The sequence below is a fragment of the Actinomadura sp. CNU-125 genome, assembly GCF_001942465.1.
Taxonomy (GTDB): Bacteria; Actinomycetota; Actinomycetes; order Streptosporangiales; family Streptosporangiaceae; genus Spirillospora.
In genome coordinates this window covers 30,740-48,244 of the sequence record NZ_MKJY01000333.1, presented here as the reverse complement: position 1 = coordinate 48,244, position 17,505 = coordinate 30,740, and the positions used below count along the sequence as shown (strand labels likewise).

19 protein-coding genes and 3 pseudogenes are annotated in these 17,505 nt (G+C 69.7%); 3 read left to right on the top strand and 19 right to left on the bottom strand.

Annotation, left to right across the window (positions count from 1 at the left end):
- The first annotated feature begins 9 nt into the window (after positions 1–9).
- On the top strand, positions 10–183 hold the full coding sequence (locus BJF79_RS56105; RefSeq protein WP_158079354.1) for a hypothetical protein: 174 nt from the start codon (positions 10–12) through the stop codon (positions 181–183).
- 1,010 nt (positions 184–1,193) lie between these two features.
- Here the strand turns inward: BJF79_RS56105 and BJF79_RS67510 are convergent.
- The 13 genes and pseudogenes from BJF79_RS67510 to BJF79_RS31870 form a co-directional block, all read right to left on the bottom strand.
- The gene (locus BJF79_RS67510; protein WP_410050166.1) at positions 1,194–1,442 is read right to left on the bottom strand and encodes an AMP-binding enzyme; all 249 of its coding nucleotides are present in this window, start codon (positions 1,440–1,442) and stop codon (positions 1,194–1,196) included.
- A gap of 620 nt (positions 1,443–2,062) precedes the next feature.
- A pseudogene (locus BJF79_RS67505) lies at positions 2,063–2,677 on the bottom strand (alpha/beta hydrolase family protein); the annotation flags it as partial.
- Between the two features lie 1,054 nt (positions 2,678–3,731).
- Complete coding sequence (locus tag BJF79_RS31910; protein WP_143220476.1) at positions 3,732–4,577, bottom strand: LuxR C-terminal-related transcriptional regulator; 846 nt, start codon at positions 4,575–4,577, stop codon at positions 3,732–3,734.
- Between the two features lie 221 nt (positions 4,578–4,798).
- Positions 4,799–5,317 (bottom strand): hypothetical protein, encoded by a 519-nt coding sequence (locus BJF79_RS62500; RefSeq protein WP_262402833.1) that lies wholly within the window; start codon positions 5,315–5,317, stop codon positions 4,799–4,801.
- Positions 5,318–5,373: 56 nt separating this feature from the next.
- On the bottom strand, positions 5,374–5,676 hold the full coding sequence (locus BJF79_RS31905) for a hypothetical protein (RefSeq protein WP_262402832.1): 303 nt from the start codon (positions 5,674–5,676) through the stop codon (positions 5,374–5,376).
- A 270-nt stretch (positions 5,677–5,946) separates the two neighbouring features.
- Positions 5,947–6,186: a hypothetical protein gene (locus BJF79_RS31900; protein WP_075903019.1), complete on the bottom strand. Its 240-nt coding sequence runs from the start codon at positions 6,184–6,186 to the stop codon at positions 5,947–5,949.
- 3 nt (positions 6,187–6,189) lie between these two features.
- Positions 6,190–6,351 carry a hypothetical protein gene (locus BJF79_RS56090; protein WP_158079353.1) on the bottom strand — a complete coding sequence of 54 codons (162 nt, stop codon included), beginning with the start codon at positions 6,349–6,351 and terminating at the stop codon, positions 6,190–6,192.
- A gap of 383 nt (positions 6,352–6,734) precedes the next feature.
- A pseudogene (locus tag BJF79_RS62495) lies at positions 6,735–6,896 on the bottom strand (recombinase family protein); the annotation flags it as partial.
- Between the two features lie 140 nt (positions 6,897–7,036).
- Positions 7,037–7,495: a hypothetical protein gene (locus tag BJF79_RS31890; protein WP_075903015.1), complete on the bottom strand. Its 459-nt coding sequence runs from the start codon at positions 7,493–7,495 to the stop codon at positions 7,037–7,039.
- A gap of 496 nt (positions 7,496–7,991) precedes the next feature.
- On the bottom strand, positions 7,992–8,453 hold the full coding sequence (locus tag BJF79_RS31885) for an NUDIX domain-containing protein (RefSeq protein ID WP_075903013.1): 462 nt from the start codon (positions 8,451–8,453) through the stop codon (positions 7,992–7,994).
- 123 nt (positions 8,454–8,576) lie between these two features.
- Positions 8,577–8,978, bottom strand: a complete 402-nt coding sequence (locus BJF79_RS31880; protein ID WP_075903011.1) for an NUDIX hydrolase — start codon at positions 8,976–8,978, stop codon at positions 8,577–8,579.
- 27 nt (positions 8,979–9,005) lie between these two features.
- Positions 9,006–9,657: pseudogene (locus BJF79_RS51770) on the bottom strand (transposase); the annotation flags it as partial.
- A 266-nt stretch (positions 9,658–9,923) separates the two neighbouring features.
- Positions 9,924–10,598, bottom strand: a complete 675-nt coding sequence (locus BJF79_RS31870; RefSeq protein ID WP_075903007.1) for a class I SAM-dependent methyltransferase — start codon at positions 10,596–10,598, stop codon at positions 9,924–9,926.
- Between the two features lie 133 nt (positions 10,599–10,731).
- Between BJF79_RS31870 and BJF79_RS31865 the strand changes: the two genes are divergently transcribed.
- Entirely contained in the window at positions 10,732–11,142 is a 411-nt protein-coding gene (locus BJF79_RS31865) for a MarR family winged helix-turn-helix transcriptional regulator (protein WP_083734310.1), read from the top strand.
- A 260-nt stretch (positions 11,143–11,402) separates the two neighbouring features.
- Here BJF79_RS31865 and BJF79_RS31860 read toward each other — a convergent pair whose 3' ends face one another.
- From BJF79_RS31860 to BJF79_RS31845, 6 genes are all read right to left on the bottom strand, one after another.
- Positions 11,403–12,599 (bottom strand): DUF2201 family putative metallopeptidase, encoded by a 1,197-nt coding sequence (locus BJF79_RS31860; RefSeq protein ID WP_262402831.1) that lies wholly within the window; start codon positions 12,597–12,599, stop codon positions 11,403–11,405.
- Between the two features lie 128 nt (positions 12,600–12,727).
- Positions 12,728–13,510: a hypothetical protein gene (locus BJF79_RS62490; protein ID WP_262402830.1), complete on the bottom strand. Its 783-nt coding sequence runs from the start codon at positions 13,508–13,510 to the stop codon at positions 12,728–12,730.
- The gene (locus BJF79_RS62485; RefSeq protein WP_262402829.1) at positions 13,462–14,022 is read right to left on the bottom strand and encodes an AAA family ATPase; all 561 of its coding nucleotides are present in this window, start codon (positions 14,020–14,022) and stop codon (positions 13,462–13,464) included. The genes BJF79_RS62490 and BJF79_RS62485 overlap by 49 nt, the downstream gene beginning before the upstream one ends.
- Before the next feature lie 82 nt (positions 14,023–14,104).
- Positions 14,105–14,521 carry a hypothetical protein gene (locus BJF79_RS62480; RefSeq protein ID WP_262402828.1) on the bottom strand — a complete coding sequence of 139 codons (417 nt, stop codon included), beginning with the start codon at positions 14,519–14,521 and terminating at the stop codon, positions 14,105–14,107.
- Entirely contained in the window at positions 14,470–15,123 is a 654-nt protein-coding gene (locus BJF79_RS62475; RefSeq protein WP_262402827.1) for a hypothetical protein, read from the bottom strand. Before BJF79_RS62475 ends, BJF79_RS62480 begins: the two co-directional genes overlap by 52 nt.
- Positions 15,124–15,954: 831 nt before the next feature.
- Entirely contained in the window at positions 15,955–16,338 is a 384-nt protein-coding gene (locus tag BJF79_RS31845; RefSeq protein WP_075903003.1) for a DUF5997 family protein, read from the bottom strand.
- A 93-nt stretch (positions 16,339–16,431) separates the two neighbouring features.
- Here BJF79_RS31845 and BJF79_RS31840 point away from each other — a divergent pair, with 93 nt between their 5' ends.
- A complete protein-coding gene (locus BJF79_RS31840) occupies positions 16,432–17,076 on the top strand; it encodes a LysR family transcriptional regulator substrate-binding protein (RefSeq protein ID WP_083734306.1) in 645 nt (214 codons plus the stop codon).
- Positions 17,077–17,505 lie beyond the last annotated feature (429 nt).

Here is a 17,505-nt window from a genome sequence, read left to right as displayed (position 1 = left end):
GTCGCACGCGTGCGGCATGAGGCGCTGCGGGCACACGAGAGCCTGCTGGAGGCGACCGAGGCGGGCGACCGGGAACGTGCCGAGGAAGTCGCCTCGGCACATCTGTCGATCGCCCGCGACAAGACGGTGGCCTGGGCCGAATCCACGACGATCCGCGCCGCGGCGGTCGCCCGGGCCGACTGACGATGACGTTTACTTCCCCCGGGCGCGAAGGGCGTTCCCCGGAACGACACTGACCCGTCTCAGTCCGCGAGCATGCGCTGGAGCCCCGCCTCGTCCACCTTCCCGCTGGCCATGCGCGGGACGTCACCGCCGGGCGGCAGGATTCTCAGCACGGAAGGCACTTTGAACGCGCTCAGCCGCGCCCGCACCGCCTCCAGTACGTCCGCCTCGTCCGGCGCCGCGACGCGGGGGCGCCATCCGCCTCCGCGAGGCCGGTCACGCAAGCCTGCTCGACGTCCGGGACTGTCCGCAGGGCGGACTCGACTTCCGACGGGTACACGGTGGCCGCAGCTGCCCCACGTCCCGGGCGGCATGTCGCGGTCGAGCGGGTCGCCGCAGTAGGGACCGAAGGTCTCCGTCATCCCGAACAGGTTCGCGCGCGCCGGGCCGACTGCGCAGGTCCGGCGCCAGTATCGCTTCGAGGCTGCCGGGGCGCAGGGACGACAGGTCCGCTTCGGCAGCGGCCGGATGGGACGCCAGCCGCAGCGCCTGGTCGGGCCAGCCCCGGAACAGGGTCGCGCGTTCCCGGCCGAGCAGGTCGAGCGTCCGCTCGGAAACCGGGATCGCCTCGGTCGGCAGCGTCGCGCCGACGACGAGCACGGTGAGAAGGCCACCGCCGAAGCCGCCCATCCAGAAGAACGGCATCGGTATGTAGAGCCGCTCACCGGGCCGGCAGGCCGGCGGCGACCGCCCGCAGCGCGTTGCCGTGGGTGTGCACGATCCCCTTCCGCGTACCGCGGCTGCCGGAGGTGAACATGATCGTGCTTGGGAAACGGCCACCGTACTCCTTCGGCCGCCCCATCCCGGCGTATCCGGCGTCGAACAGGCGCCGCTGCCGGGACGCGTCGTAGGCGCGCCGGTCGGCCCAGTCGGCATGACCTCCCGGCGGGGTCCCTGCGCGGCCACCGCGTCCGCCGGCCACACGCACAGCTCCGCCCGGAACACCTCGTCGGTCGCGGCCGACCGGAAGGTCATTCGGTGCCCTCCTCCGGAACGGCGAGTCTCCGCGCCGCCGAAAGGTCGACCTTGCCCGACGCGGTCCGGGGCAGGACGTCGACAAACAGGACCCGCACCGGAATCTCGTACCGAGCCAGTTCGCCACTCGCGTGATCGAGCAGGTCCGCGCGGCGCGGCGTCCGTCCGGGGCGCGGTTCGACCACCGCGACCGGGACCTCGCCGAGCCGCGCGTCCGGTACGGCCAGGACCGCGGCGGCCCGCACCGACGGGTGCCGTTCCAGGACCGACGCGACGTGCCCGGGGTGGATCTTGAATCTGCCGCGGATGATGGTCTGGTCAGCACGTCCGACGATGTAGAGGAAACCGTCGGCGTCGATGCGGGCCGGGTCGGTGGTGCGCGTCCACGGCGCGTCGTCGCCGAACTGGGCGGGGCGCACCTCCAGCACGCCGACCTCCCCCGCGGGCGGTTCCGCGCCGTCCGGGCCGATCGCCCGCAGGCCGCAGCCCGGGTCCGACGCTGCCGCGCTTGGCCGCCGCGTACCGGCGATGGTCGGCCAGGTTCTACCCGGCGACGCCGCCGCAGAACTCCGTGGCCCCGTACGAGCGCAGCACCGGCACGCCGAAGCGTGCGGTGAACGCGTCTGCGTCGGCGGGGTCCAGCGGCGCCGTCCCCGGCACCACCGACAGCAGGGACACCAGGTCGTCGCGGGTCAGGTCGGAGGCCAGCACCATGCGCAGCGCCGCCGGGACCAGGCTCGCCGTCTGGGCCGGTGCCGACGGACGGCCGCCGCCCACGCGGCGACCTCGAAGCGGGGCAGCAGGACGAACGAGCGCCCGTCCAGCACGCACTGCAGGACGCGGAACAGCCCGCCGAGACGATCTGGTCGGACTCGTCCTGCGGGACGCGCGGGTCGCGGGCTCCCTGGACGACGAACAGCGGTGCGTCGATCGCGGCCGAGTAGGTGACGGGTGAGCGCCGGAGGAGGTGTTCGGCGTCGGTGTCCGGGTCGCCGAGGACGCTGGCGACCATCGTCTTCCAGGTCGGCGGGCATGCCTGGGCGAGGGTGAGGAGGTTCGTGGGGCCGCAGATCGACACTCCGGCCGTCCAGTGGTGGCGGAGGCGGGAGAGGCAGGACAGCGCGGCGAATCCCCCGTAGGAGGCGCCCATCACGGCGATGCGGTCGGTGTCGAGGCCGGGGAGCGACTGCAGGTGGCGGACGGCGTGGTCGAGGTCGTCCAGGTCGACGCCGCCCCAGTCGCGGTAGATCAGCATGCGGTGGGCGAGGCCGTAGCCGGTGGAGCCGGCGATATTGGGCGCGAAGATCGCTACGCCGTTGGCGAGGAGGTGCTGGTACAGGCCCGTGTACGCGTATCGGGGACGTTCCTGCGCTTCGGGGCCGCCGTGGATCGACAGCAGCACGGGGTGCGGTCCGGGTGTCGTCGGACGGTAGAGGAGTGCGCGCACGTTCCGTCCGTCGGACGCGGGATAGCTGACCATGTCGGGCTCGACGCCGGAGGACGTCCGGAGCGCGGGCGGACGCGTATCGGTGAGGTACCGGAAGCCGGTGCCGAGGTCGAATACCCCGATGTCCTTGGGGCGGGACGGTGAGTCGATCTGCAGGACGACCTGGCCGGTGGAGGGCACCGGCGTCAGGACGTCGACCACGCCGTGAGGGATCTCCGGGAGTTGAGCGATGCCGCCCTTTCTGCGTGCGTGAAGGGTCGACCGTCCGTTCTCGTTCACCGCCCACAGCAACGTGTCGTCGGTGGATTCGACCAACTCGACGTCCCAGTCGTCGGTGGTGATCTGGTTCAGCGATGCGTCGCGGAGGGAGTACAGGCCGACTGCGGTGAACTCACCCCACAGGTCGGTGAGCAAGTAGAAACCGGACGAGTCCGGCGTCCATGGCCCCGGAGAAAAGAAGGCTCCCTCGTTCTCGACGGTGAGGCATACGGGATCGGAACGGTCGTCGCCGAGACCGATCAGATACGCGGCGACGTCGGTGTTCGAGCGGCTACCGGCGATCGTCAGCCACCGTCCGTCGGGAGAGATCCGCACGGGGGTGAAGATCACGCCGGTGGGCGGGCTGATGCGGCGTTCGGAGTCGTCGGACAGGTCCCGGACGATGATGTCCTGGACGGTCGCGTCGCGGTCGTTCGCCGCGTAGATGAGGGTCCGTCCGTCCGCGTCGAACGGGTCGTCGGCGAGGACGCGCTGGCAGTCGGGACCGGAGCCGAGCTCGGTGAGGTCCTCGCCGTCGGCGGTGATCGTGTAGATCCGGTACTGCTCGTCGCCTTCCCGGTCGGCGGTGAACACCAGGCTCTTGCCGTCCGGCGACCAGGCGATCTGCGAGACCGCCTGACTCGTCAAGTGCGTGAGCCGACGCGGCCGTCCTCCTACGAGGGGGATCGTCCAAAGGTCGTAGGTTCCGGCGGCGTTGCTGGAGTACGCCACCGCCGTCCCGTCCGGAGAAACGGCCAGGGTGGAACGGAAGCGTTCCCGGGGCACGAAGTCGAGGTACTCGGACACGGAACTCTCCACTCTCTGGACATCACTTGATCCAGCCGCGCCGGGCGGCTGCGGCACCGGCGGCCACACGGCTGGCGGCCCCGAGTTCCTTACAGATGGCGGCGACGTGCCGGCCCACGCTGGTGGACGTGATGCCGAGCAGCCGCGCGATCCGCTCGTCCGTCATGTCCTCTGCCAGAAGTTGCAGGATCTTCTGCTGGACGGCGCTCAAGGGCGGTTCGGCCTGCTCCGCGCCGATCGGGACCGCCCGCTCCCACAGCAACTCGAAGTACTGCCGCAGGCCCCCGACGATGAGGGGAGAACACACGAGCAGCGCCCCGGAGACACCGGTCGGCAGCAGCGCCACCGCCTCATCGGCGAGCTTCATCTTCATGACGATCCGCGGAAGGATCCGAGCCTCCTCGCCGCCCTTCGTGTGGATCTCGATGATCCGCGCACCGACCGACGATTCGGCGCAGGACGCCTGGTAGATGCAGCGGCACTTGACGTCGTTCTCGAACGTGGGCAGCGGCGGCATCGCGACCAGCTCTTCCAGCGGCCGTTCCATCACGAAGTTCTCGAGAGTCAGCCAGTGGTGCCGCGCGGTGCTGAGAAGCGCGCGTGAGACGTCGCTGATCTCGGCCCGGTCGGTCAGGACCCGAACCGACCGGTTCTCGACGGCCTCGAAAACCCCTGGGAACGGGTGTGCCTCAGCCATACGGCGGTGCCCCTCCAGTAGCCGCTCCTGCCGCGCGACGAGCCTGCGCGAGAGCGCGGCGAGACTGCCCTGCAAGGCCAGTTCGGGAGAGACCGCGACGAATCGCGGTTCGAGAGCCGGGCCGGCGGGCTCAACGTAGGCCATCCCCGCCTCGGTGAGCGTCGCGACCATCCGCGGGCCGCCGAGGAGTTCGGCGGCCTCGCTGCTCGGGCAGCCCCCGCGCACGACCAGTTCCTTGTAGGAACAGAGCACCTCATCGTCGACGATGTCCTTCAAAAGCTTCGTCGCCGTCTCTCCCGCCTCGGGACTCATCACCCACCTCCGGACACAGAGAGTAATGACAACGGTCGCCTACGTCACCGGTCGAGGTGAGCGTTTCGCGTCATTGAGCGCTACTCGTCACCGCGAGGCGACGAGCCGGTCGAGTTGCGGAAGTACCATCTCCACAGCGCTTTCGGCGGACATGAAGCAGGTAGCTGCCCGATCAGTTCGTTGATCACTTGCCACCATGCCGTGTTTCGACCGCCCCCTTCCCAGGGTGACGTCGGTTTGATCACGGCTCCATTCATCCCGACGATCTTGGAGCGGTCATGAACCACTTCTCCGCACCGACCGGCGGGCACCAATCTCGGCACGGTCTTCGCACGCCTCAACGGGTTCGTCCCGGCCGTCCGACCCGTGACACTCGCCGACAGGCCGACGACCACCACGCGCGGAAGGATCCTCCAGAGGCAGCGACGATCGGGCTGTTCAAGCCGCTGTTGCCCGCCGCCTCGACGGGTCACGCAGGCCGCCCCGGACAACGGTTTCCCTACCGGCCGGGCGGTCTCGCCCAGGACCTCCTGCACCGCCTCCCGCGAGATCACCAGCCGAGACAGCCGGTCCTGCGCGACCTCCAACAGCCCGCTCAACTCGGCGATCCGCTCACGAAGCTCCTAGATCCGCCGCCGGGCCCACGGTTCAGCCATCACAGGCGGCGTCTGGCGGCTTCGTAGGTGTCGTCGATGCTGGCGTTGAAGGCGATCGCAGCGCCTGGAGCGTATCGGCGAGTAAGATTCACGACCTGTTCGAACAAGGCCAGGAGAGGCTCCGGCTTACGAATGCCGCCGCCGATGACAACGACATCCCACTCCTGTTCGGACAAAGGCGTGACCACGGCGGCCTCAGGCGGCTCGTCAATCCGAACCAGGGCCGAGACGGCTTCGATGCCCTCTCCGTGAAGACGCTCCAAGTCCTTGTCGAGCAGGGATAGGACCAAGTCTCCGTCCATCCCGGGAACCGAATGGGGATCTACACCAATCACGAGAACTGAAGGCACACCCCCATTATGGCCTCCCCCGCTCATCAACGGACCGAGGCCACACGGCTTGCGCCCGGCGGATCCCGCCAACGTGACCACTGCGGAGTCCAGAACCATGGTCCGATGGCCGGTCTCGGCACCTGTTCCACAAAGGAGCCCAGGTCCTGGGACTACAGCGGCTACGGAGAACGCAGCGAACTCAGGGATTGCTACTCATCACACCGCTGAACCGGACGGCGGTCAATCTTGTGCTGCGGCAGGTGGTGTCGGCGAGTTCGGAAACCAGAACCCGAAGTGGCGTTCGTGTCTGCGGCCTGGAAAGAGTGTCTCGATCTTGTCCGGGGGGTCACTCAGCATGACCAACAGGTCGAAGATGAGATCTTGGGGCCAGGCAGAGGTTTGGGTCTGAGCCCGGATCCACTGGGGGTCTTCGTGCTTCAGCCCTGCCACAGCGAACATGATCACGTCGTCGTCGAACATCCACTACTCGTTCTCATAGGTGATCTTTTCGCGCAGGTAGTCGAGCACGACCTCACACCCACCCCGAACACTTGGATCGTCGGGAAGCAGCCCCAGGTCGCTGACGGCCAGTCCCTGGCCCGGCGTCCCCAGCGGGACGATGGGGGCGGCCAGCCGCGCAAGCATGCTCTCCAGGGACGGCCGCGCGGACCTCCTGCGCGAAGCGGCGCTGGAACTCCGGATCCCGGGGCAGGTGCGGCCTGATCATTTTTATCACTACCGGCCGCTCGCCCGGGGAGCGCCCCAGAAACACCTGTCCCATCCCGCCGCCACCCAGGCGGGCCTCCAATCGGTATGTCCCGCGCTTCGCGGGTCGTCATCGCGCAACGCTTCCACTCACGCCTCCCGCAGGCCCACTCGCCGGTCCCGATCAATCCGTGTGCGGCCAAGCCTGTTCGGTCAGGGTCCTGTGCGCGACGCCGACCGAGACCTTCACCTCCGGCGCTGGTGCGGATGGACTCCCCGCGCTCGCGGCGGACCAGGATCAACGAGCGTTCGGTGCGCTCCCCGGCCGTGATGCCCTCCAGGAGATTACGGCCGAGCCGGTCGACCTCCTGAACGGTCAACATGTCGCCGTCGCGAATGTACGACAGCGCCTCCGGCAGCGCGGGCCGATCCTCGGTGGACAGTCTGCCGCTCATCCTCTGCGCGAACACCTTCCAACAGATCGGGGCGAGGTCATCATGCTGCCGCCGCCGGGTCTTTTAATTGTCGGCGCTGACCCGGACCAGACCAATGAGCTCACCAGGCGCGCCCTCCGCTCATCAAACGTCGTTCGGGCAGAAGTCTCTGCAAGCGGTCGGGTTTGACCTCAGTCTTCTCGCTCGAGTACGTCGATGCGGAGCAGGGCGTCGAGCGCCTGGTCGTACTGCGCACGGTCGAACAGGAAGGGCCCGAACGCCGTGTAGTCGCGGGTCGGGAGGTGAATCTGCTCAAAGCCGTCCCATACGACGAGGTTCCCGGTCGGCGTGATGCGGGTCATGAGGGGCCAGCAGCCGACTTCGCCGCACTCGCAGCCCAGCACCGCGGTTTTGGGGCCGAGCCCGGGGTTCGCCTTGCCCAGGAAGTGCTCGTCGAGCGGCCCGTACCGGTAGTACGCGGGAATGATGCCGCCGTAGGCACCACCGGCCGGCCGCATGCCCGAGCCGACCTCGAACCGGTCGATCAGGTCGAGCAGCAACCGACCGTCGATCGTGGGTACCACCTCGCGGACCTGCGAGCCGGGCCGCCGTCGAACGGTGAACTCGATGACGCGCAGTCCCGCGGTCATGACGCGCCCACGCCTGAACCCTGCTCGGTGAGCGCGGCACGGTCTTTCGGGACGGTGGAGCATCTGCCGTAGCCGATGAGTTCACCCACCCGGCCAACGTACCGTTTGATCCCCTTCGCCGGACAGTTTTGTGAACTACCTATATGAGACGGCGTTCCCGCAAGGCGGCTGTCTTGACGCTGGCGCCGGACAGGGGCTCGTTCGGTGTCCCAAACGGACCCCGACCAAGGCCAGAATCGGCGGGGCGCGCACACGAGCACGAACGAGATCGCCCCACCGCGCACAGGAGCACGGACAGCACGACAACCCGTACTCCGCTGCAATCCGATCCATCGGTGCAGGTCGGCCGTGCAGAGCACTCGGACATCGACAGTGCACGGAAGCCGCCCAGTGGGCGAACGCCTCACCGAACGCCAACGCCTGAGGTGTCCGGACGCGACGTCGCCTGCCCGAGAGGTCAACTTGTGGCGTCGGTCAGACGGCGGCCGTGCTGCAGTTAGAAGGTACTGCCGGTGCTGAGCGCGTCGGCGCATGCGGCGATGCGCCGCGCCATGTGCGGGGCCAGCAAATGCCCCCATTCCGCGGGGCCCGCCAGCCGCCACGCGATCAACTCCTCGGGCTGCAGGTGCAGTTCCTCGGCCTCGGCCTGCGTGAGCCGCCCGCCGTCGAACAAAAAGTTCACCAGGGCCGGGCGGCCGTCGGGCTGGGGCGGCACCCAGTCGACGACGAGCAAGCGGCCGGGCGAAAGGCCGCGCCCGAGTTCTTCCTTGACCTCCCGCCGCGCGGTCTCCCAGGGATATTCGCCAACGTCCATCGCGCCGCCGGGAATCTCCCAAGTGTCGGTGCGGTAGGAGGGCTGGACGAGCAGGATCCGTCCCTGCGGATCGTGCAGGATCGCTCCCGTGCCCGCGATATGCGTGGGCAGGCTGGCGTAGTACTCCGCCGGAGGAAGCGTCACGCGCCGCTACGCTACCTAGATCACACCGCCCCGGCAGGCAACATGAGCGACCTCGCTGCGGCCTTGCCGATCCCGTCCCTACTTCAGAGGAATAGTCAATACCTGTGGATCGGGTCTTTCGTGTCAGTGGAGTTGGCCGGCCTGATGTAGGTGGTCGAAGATGATCTGGTCGACGGGGGATACCCGGTCGCGGTCGGCGTGGGTGAGCCAGACGAGTTCTGCGATTTCACTGCTGGGGGTCGGCTCGCCCTGGTGGTCGGCGGTGTAGCAGGTCATCTGCACGGTGATGCCGGCGGCGTGGCCGTGGGCTTGCGCACGGAAGGTGCCCACGTGCGTGGCGGTGGTCGGGACGATGGCGATGGCGAGTTCTTCGTCGATTTCTCTGATCAGGGTGTCAAGGTCGGTTTCGCCTTCTTCGCGTTTGCCGCCGGGGATGTAGTAGACGTCCTTGCCGTGTGAACGGGTGCTGAGGATCTTGCCGTTGTCCAGGTGGATCCAGGCGATTTTGTCGATGGTCGCGGTCATCGTTTGATCCTTCCGTAGGCTGCTGGGTCAGGCTGCTTGGTCGTCGGATCGTTCGACGAGCTTGCCGCTGGTGAACGGTGCGCCTGCGCGGATGAGGGCGACCAGGGGGTGCGTTCACCGCCCGCCGGCGGGTCTGGGCGGATTCGATGAGCTTGAACGCCATGGCCGGGTCGGCGGCACGTGAGCCGGGCTCCTTGGTGACCTTGGTCTGGTGCCTGACCATGGCGAAGGTGCTTTCGATCGGGTTCGTGGTACGCGGGTGCCCCCGGTGCTCGGCAGGGAAGTCGTAGAACGCCGGCAGTTCGTCCAGGTCGTCGACGACCTTACCGAACTTGGGCCCGTAGGCGGCCTCGAACGCCCGCGCCGTGGCCAGGGCGTGGTCCTTGTCCTCCCGGGTGCGCCGACTCGGGTATCGCACCGAGCACGTTGCCGATCTTGTGAAACCAGCAGCGTTGTTCTCTGGCCTGCGGGAACACCTCCCGTAGCGCGCCCCAGAACCCTAGGCCGCCGACCGCCAGGGCTGGGCGCGCATTCCGCGCCGGTCGGCCTTCCACTGCTCGGTGAGCTTGGTGATGACCGAGCTCGACGGGCCGTTGCCCGAGCCGAGGAACTGCCCCGGCGCGGGCACGCGGTCGCCTGACGAAAGCCCGTGCAGGTACAGCATCGGAACGGTCGCCGTCGGCAGGGTCTGGGACTACGGTGAGTATGGGTGTTCCGTCCCGACCGACGTTGGCGTGTCGGCCATGCGTGAGACCTTCAGACGATCACCGGGAAGGTACACCCCTTCCCGACCGATCCACAGGTCTCAAGCATTGCTCCCTACTTGAGCCGTTTTCGCCCCCCGGTTAGGGCCTGTTTCGAATTGAGATGAGTCCTGCGCGCCCACCGGCACGCCGCCGGAGCCCGTCGCCACGGCGGTGCCGAGGGTAGTGAGGGCGGCAGTGGTCATGCTTCGGGACGGACGGCGGTGCCGAGGATGTGCGGGGCGAACGGGAGTGTCGGCCGGGTTTCGGGCCAGTTCACCTTCCGTGACCGGACGTCGGTGAAGCCGGCGCGGTCGATCGCGGCGGCGGTGTCGGTGGCGAGGTGGCAGCCGCCGTTGAGCCGCGGCCATACCGTGGCGTCCAGGACGCGCTGGGCGCGGCGCAGTCCGGGTTGTCCGGCGCGGACGTGCTCGAAGAAGTGCAGCCGTCCGCCGGGCCGCAGCACGCGCAGCATCTCGGCGAGGGCGGCGTCGCGGTCGCGGACCGAGCACAACATCAGGCAGGCGACCACGGCGTCGACGGCGCGGTCGGGCACGGCCAGGTGTTCGGCGACGCCGTCGGTGACGGTGACCGGGACCGGGGCGGTCGCGGCGGCGGCCTCGGCCAGACGCCGCAGGTGCGGTTCGGGTTCGACGGCGATGACCTGAGTGACCCCGGGCGGGTAGTGGGGGAAGTTCGCGCCGGTGCCCGCACCGACTTCGAGGACGCGCCCGCCGGTGTCGGCCAGCAGGGTCCGGCGGTGTTCGGTGACGCCGCCTTCGTCCATGGCCGGGGCGACGCGGGCGTAGAACCGGGCGAACAGCGGATGTCCCCGCCTGTCGGCCTTGTGGACGGTCCGGTCGGTGGTGCGGCTCATCGCTGTCGCCTCCTTCTGCCCGCCAGGGTGCGGGCGCTACCCTCATTCCGGAGGTTACGACATAGTGAAGTCACTACACAATGATGATGGTTCCGCATCTTTGGGTGCGGAGGCCGCCCCTGCGGGTGCGGCGTTGGAGAAGCTGTTCTCGCTGGCGGTGGTGACCCACCGGTACATGGAGGCGGGCATGGCCGCGCGGGGACTGTCGCGGGCCCGCGCGACGGTGCTGTGGAACCTCAACGAGCGGGGGCCGATGACGCAGCGGGCGCTGGCCGACGCGATCGGTGTGTCACCGCGGAACGTGACCGGGCTGGTGGACGCCCTGGAAGCCGACGGGTTCGTGGCGCGCGGCCGTCATCCGGACGACCGCCGGGCCACGCTCGTCGCGCTCACCGACAAGGGCACCGCGACCATGGGCGGCCTGCGCGGCGAGTACGACCAGGGCGCGGCCCGGCTGTTCGACGGGATCCCGGCGTCCGACCTGGAAGGGTTCGTCGCCACGGTGGATCACCTGCTGGTGCGGCTCGACCAGGAGAACTGCTGACCCGGCGGACGATGGGTGACAGTTCGCCCCTTTGAACCAGGTCGTTCGTCTTCGCCGCCACGGCGGATCTGCATAGCCGGGGCCCTGTTACCGTCGCCTCCGAACTGACCACGCCGGGGCAAGATCGGGGAGCGTCGGCGGCTGCGGCGAGATCGTGAAGCAGCGGTCGCTGCTGCGGCGGCTCGCCGGGGCTCGTCCGCAGAGATCTCGCTGAGCCGACCGGTTCCTTCCTGAAATCGAGCCGCGCACATCGCGCTTTCTCAGCTGATCGTGACAACGCGGGCCCAATGCGGCGGGGTGTCCGGCGCATAGTCGGGGTCTTCCTCGTCGACCGCGCTCGCTGGGCGAGGAAAAAGTCCCACTACGGTGCGGCAAGGGGGCTGCTCGGCGGGCCAGGGGGTCTGGCCGTCGGTCAGGGCGACGATCACGTCCGGGCGGGGCCGAGAACGGAGCGCGCGGGTGAACCCCGAGCGCAGATCCGTTCCGCCGCCACCGATCAGCTCGAGGTTCTCGGCTCGGCAGAGCGGGACGGCGACCCGGGCCGCCGCGTCGCAGGAGATCACCGACACCAGGTCGCGCCGGCCGCCCACCGCCCGCGTGATCGCCGCCACCTCCAGCAGCGCGCTGCCCAGTTCGGCATCGCTGACCGATCCGGACGTGTCGATCACCACGCAGACCTGGGGCGGCTTACGGCGCAGGCTCGGCAGGAGCACACCGGGGACGGCGGCCGCGCGCCGGGACGGGCGCCGGTAGCTGTGGTCCTCTCCTGCCCCGGGGGCTCCCGCCGCCGAGCGGACCGCCGCCCCCAGCAACTGCCGCCACGGCTGAGGCGGGTGGAACGCTTCGTCCGCCCAGCGGCGCCAGCCTTCCGGCGCGTCGCCCGGCCGTCCCTTGATTCCCTCGGCGACCCGGAAGCGCACCGCGTCCCGCTGCTGCCGGGTCAGGCCGTGCGCCCCATCGGGCCCCAACTCCCACGGACGGTCCTGTCCGTCGGCGCCGCTGCCGCAGTCCAGCCAGGCCAGGTCCGGCGTGAGCCCGGACAGAGAGGTCGTCCGCAGGTACTCCTCCATGAGCATCCCGTCGGGCAGCCTCAGCATCGACGGCAGGACCGCCCCGGCGGGCCGGGGAAGACCGTCACCGTAGATGTCGTCGTTGATCTCGAAGTCGGCGGCGATGTTGCGCCGCAGCCGCTCGCCCGGCCCGTTCTCGCCGTGGTCTTCGGCGTACCGCTCGCCCCGTCCGTGATGGTCTCGGAGCAGATGGGAGACCTCGTGCACCCAGACGCCCGCCAGCTCCTCCACCGGGGTGCGCGCGACGAAACCGGGAGAGACGTAGCAGCGCCAGTGCGCGTCCACCGCCATCGTCGGTACCGAACGGTCCGCCACGACGTGCAGCGCGAAGAGCGCGCTCGCCAGATAGGGGCGGACCTTCACCGCGTGCAGTCGAGCGGCCAGCAACTTGTCCAGGTCCAGTGGGAGGCCGGACGGTCCGTACGGCTCGCCGGAGCCGGTCGGGCGTGTCGGAACGGCGGCCCGCACTCGGCGCGGCGGTGCGGGCCGGGCCGTCGGAGATTTCGAGGTCCTGGTCATCGGCCCGCCCCGGCCGTACGCGCGGCGTCGGCCGTCCCCGTGGCCCGCAGTACCGACTGATCCGCCCGCCGGGCGAGACCGATCACTCCGGCCAGCCGTTCCACCGACTCCGGCACCTCCCAGTCGTCACGCCGCAGCGAGGCCAAGACCCTCGCCGGGTCGACCAGCAGGTCCGCGGCACCGGTCTCCAACGCCCGGACCAGGACCATCCAGCCCGCCTCCCAGCGCTCCCGCTGTGGCCGTGCACCCACGGCGGCCACTACCGCCTCCAAGGTCGCCTGGCGTAGATCTCCCCGCGTCGGCAGCTCGGCGGATGCGGGGTCGGCCAGCAGCGACTCGGGGTCCGGCAGGTCCATCCGGTCCAGGTGGGCGAGAAGTTCGAGTCCCGGCCCGTCCCCCACCGCGCCCCGCACCAGCGACGCCAGCACCTCCCGGGAGACCGACGCGGCCGTACCGAAGGCAAGCAGTGTCAGCGCGGCTTCCCAGCTCCGGGGTGAAGGCCAGGCCCCGCCGCGGCGTGTCTCGGTGCTCGGCAGCCGGTGGATCAGTGTCGGCCGTGCCTGCAGGAATCCGCAGACCGCCCGCCGGGCGTACGCCACCGCCTCCGGCAGCTTCTCCGGCACCAGCCGGGGCAGTTGCGCCCGGGGCCAGACCCCGCCCAGCCCGCGCACCACCGTGTCCCGGTCGTGGACCCAGTACAGGTGCACGAACCGATTGGCCAGCGGCGGGCTCAGCTCCCATCCGTCCGCCGCCGATGCCCGCGGGTTGGCGGCGGCCACGATCCGCACGCCCGGCGCAGTCGCAGCGCACCGACCCTCCGCTCCAGGACGACCCTGAGCAGCGCGGCCTGGACGGCCGGAGTGGCGGTGGACAGTTCGTCCAGGAAAAGCAATCCCCGTCCGGCGCGTACGAGGTCCACGGCCCACTGCGGCGGCGCCATGGGCACTCCTTGCGTCGCCGCGTCGTCGCCGAGGATGGGCAGCCCGGAGAAGTCCGTCGGCTCGTGGACGCTGGCGATCACGGTCGTCAGCGGCAGGTCGAGCGAGGCGGCGAGCTGCGTCAGCGCCGCGGTCTTGCCGATGCCCGGTTCGCCCCACAGCAGCACGGGCAGGTCGGCTGCCACGGCCAGGGTGAGCGCTTCGAGCTGCTCGTCGGGGCGTGCCTCGGTTGTGGTGGCGCGTAGCAGGGCCAAGAGGTCGTCGGCGAGAACGAGTTGCGCGTCGGTTCCGGACGCGTCGGCGGACATCCCGGTCGCCAGGACCGAGGTGGACGGAAGGGCAGTGGAGATCATGGGCATCACCTGGGGGTATTCGAAATGGACGGCATGGCCGCAGGACGGTAGGGCGGCCGGGCCGTAGGATTTTGCGGGACGGTCAGCTCGCCCGTGCCGGACTGGTACGGCGTCGCGCCCGACCGCGCCGTGCGGGCCCCGTTGCGGGAGGGTGCACGGGGCGCAGCCCGGAGCGGAAGAGTCCGTGGTCGAGACGGCGGGCCGCGGACGACTCCAGCGTCTCGCGCAGCGGCCCGTCGCGCAGGACCGCACCAGGACCGAGCAGGCCTTCGACCACGTCCAGCGCCCCGGAGACATCGCCGTGGCAGAGCCGCTCCCGGACGGCGGGGAGCGCCTGCGGGTCGCGGTGCACCGCGTCGATCGCGCGAAGGCACGGCAGCGCAGGTCCACCGAGTGCCACCAGCAGCTCTTCCCGGCGCAGTTGTGCCGGGTCGTGGTCGACCGCCGTCAGCACCCCGTCCCGCAGGGCGATCCGGTGGACCTCGCCCCGGCACTGCACTCTGTGGGGATCACCGGGCTGATGCTCAGGCCCGGGCGCGGGTTCTGCTCCGGACGCCGACAACGCCTCGGCCACAAGTGGATGCAGCCGATCGGCGGCGACCAGCCCGGCCCGCAGCAACGCCAGATCCGGAAGGACCCGGGCGCCGCCTCCGGTAGCACCGGCAGCGCCGCGACCGCCTGAGGCGGCAGCGCCTCTCGAAGCGGCCGGAACGTCGGGACGTGGTGGTCATCGGGGGCGACGAGTTCGAACGCCCTACGGTCCCGTGCGCCGAGCCGCACGGTGAAGACCCCGCCAGAGTCGCCGTCCGCCCCCAGCAACAGCTCGGCCTCGGCGGCCCACCGCGCCGACGCCCACGAGTGATCGTTGACGTCGGAGGGGTCGGGCCGGACCGGCCCGTTCAGCCAGGCGAGCGGGTCGGGCCGGTCGAGCGGTGCCGGGACCGGCGCGGCGTCCGCACCGCAGCGCGACGCCAGTTCGCCGCACCGGCTGGAGTCCCACAGATGCCGGTGCAGGTCGAGCCGGAAACGCCGGGCGGGATGCGGGTGCGGATGGTGCCTCGGTACGTCGTCACCGCGCTCGTCCCAGAGGGCCAAGGACATCCGTTGACCGGCGTCCGCCCAAGCCGGTGGTGTTCGCACCACCAACTGCAACGGCGTGGTGCCGGAACCGCCGTAACGGCTGAGGGAGATGGTCAGGCCGGGTCGGATCCGCCCATGGGGAGCAATGCGGGGCATGTGCCAGCGAAGCAGATCCGGTGCCAGCCGACGCAGATCCGCTCTGAGGCGGGTGACGAACTCGGTGCCGTAGCGGTCGCGTACGGCGCGCAGATCGAAATCGATGTCGACCCGAGCGGAAGCGCAGGCCCCCGCCCAGTCACCGACCGCACGCCGTGCGGTCGCAGTCTCGATCATGGACAGTGGTACGGCGTACTCACGCACGCGCTGCCACATCAGCAGATGGGCCGGAATGTTCGCGAAGTGGGGTGCCATCAGCACTCACCTTGCGCGAACGATTCCCCCGATCTATACGAGGAGTTGTTCTTCATCTCGGCCATCATAAGCACCTGAACGTGGATCTGTCAGCCTGGCCCCCCGCTCGATCGACTCCATAGAGCCGTCGCCCCCTCAGCAACATGCGCATCAGTCATGCTTGGCGACGGTAGCGACGACCACCGACGAATTTCCCGCTGACCAGCCGCGACCGCTCTCCCTGTTATTGCTGGACGGCATCGCCCGCGCCCCCTGGTCCGGCGCCGCCGACAACCTCGCCCTGCTCCTCAACCACCGCGGCGGGCGGCGTGACCGCGAAACACAGGATCTCAGCCTCTAAAAGGCGCCCTTCGGGCACTGTGAATCACGTCCTTGCAGGGTGCCTTGAGCAATACGGCCTACATCGAGAACAGCGGTGCGTGCGGCCGGGCGTCCCGCGGGTCAGGCCTTGGCGCGCTGCTGCTTGAGGCGGAGTTCCTCTTTGCGAACTTCGGTTTGGACGGCTTGCTCGCGCTCCAGCCAGTCGGGCCTTTCGGCTTTCAGGTTCTCGATCTCGGCTGTGGTGAGGGGGCCCGTGATGCCGGCGCGGGCCAGACCCGAGACGGAGATGCGAAGCTTGGCGGCGACGACCTGGCGGGGGTGGGGGCCCTCACGGCGCAGGTTCGCCAGCCACGTGGGCGGATCGGCTTGGAGCGCGTTCAACTCGTCCCGGGAGACAGGACCTTCCTGGAACTCGGCGGGTGCTGCCGATAGCAGGATCCCCAGCTTCTTGGCCGCGGTCGCGGATTTCATGGTCTGCGGGGTCTTTGCTTTGGAAGTGCCCATGACCTCAAGGGTAGCCAGCGGGAGGGAACTGTCTGGACGTGACTAGGGTGGCGGAGTGACCGATGCTGAGTTCCGGCTGGCCTACGTGCGGGCGTGACGCCCGGGAAGTGGGCGGGGGTGTGGGCCGAGCGGGTTCGGGAGGTGCCGCTTCGCCTGCTGCAGATGCCGGCGACCGAGGTCGTCCCCCTGCTGCGGAACGGTGGCGTGGACGCGGCGTTCGTGCGCCTGCCCGTCGACCGCGAGGGCCTCCATGTGATCCCGCTGTACCTGGAGACGACCGTGGTCGTGGTGCCGAAGGATCACGCGGTGGCCGCGGTGGAGGAAGTGGAGCTCGCCGATCTCGCCGACGAGGACGTGTTCGAGCCGCTCGACGAGGTCCTGACCTGGGACGAGCGCCCCGGGCAACCGGCCTTCACCCGTCCTGAGAGCACCGCCGGCGCGATCGAGTTGGTGGCATCGGGAACCGGCGTCCTGCTGCTCCCGCAGTCTCTGGCCCGCCTCCACCACCGCAAAGACCTCACCTACCGAACCGTGACCGATGCTCCTCAATCCCAGATCGGCCTGGCCTGGCTGGAGGCCGTGACGACCGACCTCATGGAGGAACTGATCGGCATCGTCCGCGGCCGCACCCCCAACAGCTCCCGTGGCCGCAATCCCCAGCAACAGCCTGCCCGTAAGAAGCCACCGCAACAGCGTCCCGCCTCCAAGCACCGGCGGCCGAAGCGCCGTCGGAGGTGAGATAGCCCGGTCAGGTGATCACCGGGTGCGCCGCCATGGGCAGCCGCCCGACCAGGCGGGGCGAATGTACCGGGGCTCGATGTTCCGTGCCGCTCGGCGCGCATCCATCGCCCTCACCTTCGGCGGCGGCTTCGAGCTGATCCTTCGGCGCGTTAGGTCTGCTGCGGATTGCCTCCTTTCCTCCGGTCACCACGAGGCGCGGGGCGAGGGAAGATCATTGCGGTAGCCTCACCGATCCGCGTTCGTCCTCGGCCGTCTCTTCTCCTCTAGACACACCGGAGGTCCGCCCATGACCACACGGCCTCCCGCCTCCATGCCCGCCATTCGCCTTCGCGGGCGTTCTGACGCGGTCTGGCTGGACGGGGACGCGCTCCTTCTCGACCAGGACGGGACTCGGAGGCGGATACCGGTCGAGGCCATAGAGATGGT

Coding starts and splice junctions, on each gene's coding strand:
- BJF79_RS31910 (WP_143220476.1), bottom strand. CDS start 4,577: ATGGTCGCGACGCTCACCGAGGCGGGGATGGCCTACGTTGAGCCCGCC.
- BJF79_RS31905 (WP_262402832.1), bottom strand. CDS start 5,676: ATGGACGGAGACTTGGTCCTATCCCTGCTCGACAAGGACTTGGAGCGT.
- BJF79_RS31900 (WP_075903019.1), bottom strand. CDS start 6,186: ATGTTCGACGACGACGTGATCATGTTCGCTGTGGCAGGGCTGAAGCAC.
- BJF79_RS56090 (WP_158079353.1), bottom strand. CDS start 6,351: ATGCTTGCGCGGCTGGCCGCCCCCATCGTCCCGCTGGGGACGCCGGGC.
- BJF79_RS31890 (WP_075903015.1), bottom strand. CDS start 7,495: ATGACCGCGGGACTGCGCGTCATCGAGTTCACCGTTCGACGGCGGCCC.
- BJF79_RS31880 (WP_075903011.1), bottom strand. CDS start 8,978: ATGACCGCGACCATCGACAAAATCGCCTGGATCCACCTGGACAACGGC.
- BJF79_RS31870 (WP_075903007.1), bottom strand. CDS start 10,598: ATGAGCCGCACCACCGACCGGACCGTCCACAAGGCCGACAGGCGGGGA.
- BJF79_RS62485 (WP_262402829.1), bottom strand. CDS start 14,022: ATGATCTCCACTGCCCTTCCGTCCACCTCGGTCCTGGCGACCGGGATG.
- BJF79_RS62475 (WP_262402827.1), bottom strand. CDS start 15,123: ATGTCCTTGGCCCTCTGGGACGAGCGCGGTGACGACGTACCGAGGCAC.
- BJF79_RS31845 (WP_075903003.1), bottom strand. CDS start 16,338: ATGGGCACTTCCAAAGCAAAGACCCCGCAGACCATGAAATCCGCGACC.